The 3,998-nt window shown below is 74.7% G+C and carries 4 protein-coding genes; 3 read left to right on the top strand and 1 reads right to left on the bottom strand.

The features are described 5' to 3' along the window. Positions 1-176: 176 nt before the first annotated feature. On the top strand, positions 177-773 hold the full coding sequence (locus AN218_RS17970) for a histidine phosphatase family protein (protein WP_070017912.1): 597 nt from the start codon (positions 177-179) through the stop codon (positions 771-773). A gap of 49 nt (positions 774-822) precedes the next feature. On the opposite strand, the gene AN218_RS38310 is transcribed toward AN218_RS17970, so the two are convergent. Beyond that, positions 823-2,487, bottom strand: a complete 1,665-nt coding sequence (locus AN218_RS38310; protein WP_070017911.1) for an NsdA family TPR-like regulatory protein — start codon at positions 2,485-2,487, stop codon at positions 823-825. A gap of 181 nt (positions 2,488-2,668) precedes the next feature. Here AN218_RS38310 and AN218_RS17960 point away from each other — a divergent pair, with 181 nt between their 5' ends. Both AN218_RS17960 and AN218_RS17955 read left to right on the top strand, forming a co-directional pair. Further along, the gene (locus AN218_RS17960) at positions 2,669-3,109 is read left to right on the top strand and encodes a hypothetical protein (protein ID WP_070017910.1); all 441 of its coding nucleotides are present in this window, start codon (positions 2,669-2,671) and stop codon (positions 3,107-3,109) included. Between the two features lie 121 nt (positions 3,110-3,230). Then, positions 3,231-3,998 (top strand): spermidine synthase (locus tag AN218_RS17955; protein WP_079132295.1); only part of this gene is annotated, 768 nt, incomplete at its 3' end.

Genomic DNA, 3,998 nt, shown 5'->3' with positions numbered 1-3,998 from the left:
GCGCCGGTACGGGCCAACATGGGGCGAGTAGGGCAGACATGACCGTACGCGCGCACGGCGGCGCGACCGCGCCCGTCCACCGGCGGAGACCGGCGCGTGGACCGCGGGACGACCGGTGGCCGGGCTGCGCGGGCGGCCGTGCTCTGCGGCCCCTCCGACGCCCGAAGAGGTTCTCCATGGCAGCGCGCATCCTGCTCGTACGGCACGGCAAGACCGAGTGGTCCTCGTCCGGACGGCACACCGGCCGCACCGACGTCCCGCTGCTCGACGAGGGCCGCCGCGACGCGCGGCTGCTCGGCGAGCGCCTCAACTCCGCGCCGTGGCACGGGCTTCCGGGCGTCGAGGTGCGCACGAGCCCGATGGGCCGCGCCCGTGAGACGTGCGAGATCGCGGGCTTCGGCGACCGCGCCGCCGAGTGGGACGCGCTGCGCGAGTGGGACTACGGCGAGTACGAGGGCCGTACGACGAAGGACATCCGCGAGGAGACCGGCACCGACTGGTACATCTGGCGGGACGGCGTCCCGGGCGGCGAGACCCCGGTCGAGGTCGCTGCGCGCGCCGACTCCGTTGTGGAGTGGGCCCGTTCGGCCGACCGCGACGTCCTGCTCTTCGCACACGGCCACATCCTGCGGGTGATCGGGGCGCGCTGGCTCGGGTACGAGACGTCCTTCGGCGGCTGTCTCTCGCTCTCCCCGGCCTCCTTCTCGGTCCTCGGCTGGGCGTACGGCGCGCCCGCCGTCGGACGCTGGAACGACACCGGGCATCTGGACTGAGCCCGGACGGCGGGGAGTTGGGCCCGCCTCGCATCCCGGAGGCGGCGGCTCAGGCCGTCCGCGGCCGCTCCTCCGCTCCGCGCTGCCGCGCCAGGAACGCGTCCACGGCGCCGTCCCCGGCATGGGGACGCAGCCGCCGCGCGGTCATGCCGAGCATCCCGCGGATGCGCGAGGAGCGCACCCGTCCGAGCAGCGCGAGCGCCTGGGCGCCCGCCTCGGCGGCCTCGTCGGGACGGTTCAACTCCGCGAGGTCGCCCGCGAGTTCGGCGGTGAACAGCGCACGGTTGCGCACGAAGTGCGGGTCCTGGAGCGCGACGGCGTTCCGTGCGTGCACCGCCGCCCGCTCCCAGTCGCGCAGCGCGGACCAGCACTGCGCCTCCAGGCCCGCGAGTTCGGCCTCGCCGAAGAAGCTCATCCACGCCGGGTCGGGGTCGGCGGGTCCGCGCTCGAAGAACGCGTGCGCCCTGCCCAGCGCCTCCTGGCACGCCGTACGGTCGCCGAGCCCCGCCCAGCCGCCCGCCTCGCGCATGCACAGCAGCGACAACAGCCGTGCGGAGCCGAGGTGTTTGGCGGCCTGCTGCCCGGCCTGCGCGGTCTGTACGGCCTCCCGCGGGCGGCCCGCGTCGCGCGCGAGGAACGCCGTGTTGCAGAACGCGTGCGCCTCCAGCGCCGGATCGGCGGCGACGCGGGCGGTGGCCAGCGCCTCGCCGTAGTGCGAGCGCGCGTCGGCGAAGCGTTCGGAGTCGTGGGCGAGCCAGCCCACGGAGATGGCGAGCTCGCCGGCGCCGTTGTGCAGCCGGTCGGCGACGGAGGAGCGTCCCGTGGTGCCGGAGTCGAGGAGTTCGTACGCGCCGCGCAAGGAGTCCCCCGCGTGCCGGTAGAGCGCGTCGGCGCCGTGCCGGTCGTCCAGCAGCCGGATGCGGCGTACGGCTCTCTCCAGCGCCTCGGCCTCGGACTCGCCCACGCGCCGGCGGCTGCGCGCGGACGGGATGCGGCCGTCCGCGGCGGCGGCCACGGGGCCCAGGGGCGGCAGGACGGTCAGGGCGGCCACGGGGCCGCCGATCATGAACGCGCGACGTAGCACGTCGCTCTCCTCGTGGATCTCGGAACAGTCTGAACAGATGGCGCGGGCAGGCGAGTCGGACGCGTCGGAGGCGGTCGGACAGCCGACGGCGGGATCGGGATCGGGGTCGGGGTCGGGGTCGGGGCCGGCGGGTCCGTCGGGGCAAGAGGAGCCCGTGGGGCTCGTTGCGCGGTCGGTGCCACTGTGGTCGGTGTCACTGGGGCCACTGAGGTTTGCGAGGCCGCTGTGACGACCGAAGAGCGTACGGGATTCCGCATGACGCGTCGTCAGATACGGCTCGGAATTGTCATCCGCGTCAGTGTCCCCGGGCCCGGCGAGCGGCCTGTCGGACGGCCCGGCGACCGACCGCCCCCGTACGGCCCCGCGGTCGGCGAAGCCCATGTCGGCGAGCGTGCGGCCGGGGAACATATGCAGAAAGACGCGCTCGTAGGCGTAGTTGGGACAGCGGATCTCGCCGGCCTCCACGCGCCCGATGTAACGGGCGTCGCACGCGACGTGCTCGCCGATCTCGCGCGCGGCCCGGCGTACGACCGCGGCGAACTCGGCAGGCGACAGTGTGCCGCGCAGCCGCCGGAACGCGGTGTTGGGCACGCGGGGCGGGCCCTGCGACGCGGATGATGACGACGCCATGGCGGGGACGGTACCGGGCGTGACGTATCCGGCACGCAGGGTTCCGCGACAAAACGGATATCTCACCCGTCATCTGCCATGAAGTGCCATCCTTTGTGGCGTGGTATGCCGTAGCCCGTTGACGGTCCGGCCCGTTGAACTCTGCATGACCACTGCGGAGGAGCTCGGAGGAGGGGTCCCGATGGACGCCGGCCTGGGAGTCCGCACCGTTTCCGGCGGTGTGCCCTGCGACTTGGTGACCGTGCCGGCCCGGCAGGGCCTGGAGGCCGTGGACATCCTGCGGCTGCGGGACGGGCTCGGCCCGGTCCTGCTGTGCGACGGGGACGCGGACGAGAACGATGACGGAGCGGGCGATGGAGGCGGGGACAGGCTGGGATTCCTCGTCCCGCCGGGCACCGCGGCGTGCTGGGATCTGCCGGGCAGCGCCTGCACCCAGACGCCCGGACGGCCCCGAACCGTCGCCCAGGAGCCGCCACTTGCGGGCAGGGACTGGCTGGTGCCCCCGGAGTGGGCGTACGGGGTGGCCACCGACGCCTCGCTGCTGCGGGCCGCGCTCGGCGAGGCCGCCCGTACGATCGCCGCCGCCGGACGCAGTGAGTCGGCGGACGCGGACGGAGACTGACGCGGACGGGAACTGACGCCGACGGAGACCGAGGCACCGGCGCCTCGTGCCGTGCGCCCCTTGCCCGTTGCGACGTCGGCAGCCGAATACGGTTTCCCCTCCACCCGGCGATACTGGACGCGTGGCGAAGAGCAGACAGCGGCGCGGCGGCAGAGGGCGCGGCGGACGGGAGACGCTGAGCGCACAAGTGTCCGGCGGCACCGCGACGCTCGAACCCGATCCCGAACGGGCCCGCGGCTGGACGCTGTTGCTGGAGGGCGCCCCGCAGTCGTACGTCGACCTGGACGACCCGGCCCACCTCGGCTTCGGGTATCAGCGCAGGCTCGGCCACGTCATCGACCTCGCCGCGCCCGCCGGACGTCCGCTGCACGTGCTCCACCTCGGAGGCGGCGCCCTCACCCTCGCCCGCTACACGGCGGCCACCCGGCCCCGTTCCACCCAGCAGGTCTTCGAGCGGGACGCGGCGCTGACCGAATGGGTGCGCGCCGCACTGCCGTTGGAGCGCGGCTGGCGCATCCGGGTACGCGCGGGCGACGCCCGCGAGGGGCTGGCCAAGCTGCCGGAGGGGTGGGCGGACCTCGTCGTCTCGGACGTCTTCTCCGGCGCCCGTACGCCCGCGCATCTCACCAGTGCCGAATTCCTCGGCGAGGTACGGCGCGTGCTGCGCCCCGGCGGTCTGTACGCGGCGAACGTCGCGGACGGACCGGGCGGCGGCGACGGCGACGGCGGGACGGGAGCCGTGGCCCCGGGCCGCAGGCGCCGTCCGCTGGACCATCTGCGCGCCCAAGTCGCCACCGTACGCGCGGCGTTCGCCTCGGCGGCGCTGACCGCCGACCCGGCGGTGCTGCGCGGCAGACGCTTCGGGAACGCCGTACTCGTCGCCGGCGAC

It is taken from the genome of Streptomyces nanshensis, assembly GCF_001751255.1.
Lineage (GTDB): Bacteria > Actinomycetota > Actinomycetes > Streptomycetales > Streptomycetaceae > Streptomyces > Streptomyces nanshensis_A.
Note: the sequence above shows the minus strand (reverse complement) of the source record. Positions and strands in the feature narration are given on the sequence as shown.

Bases quoted from the DNA above. Each gene is read 5' to 3' on its own strand.
- AN218_RS17970 (WP_070017912.1), top strand. From the start codon at position 177: ATGGCAGCGCGCATCCTGCTCGTACGGCACGGCAAGACCGAGTGGTCC.
- AN218_RS17960 (WP_070017910.1), top strand. From the start codon at position 2,669: ATGGACGCCGGCCTGGGAGTCCGCACCGTTTCCGGCGGTGTGCCCTGC.
- AN218_RS38310 (WP_070017911.1), bottom strand. From the start codon at position 2,487: ATGGCGTCGTCATCATCCGCGTCGCAGGGCCCGCCCCGCGTGCCCAAC.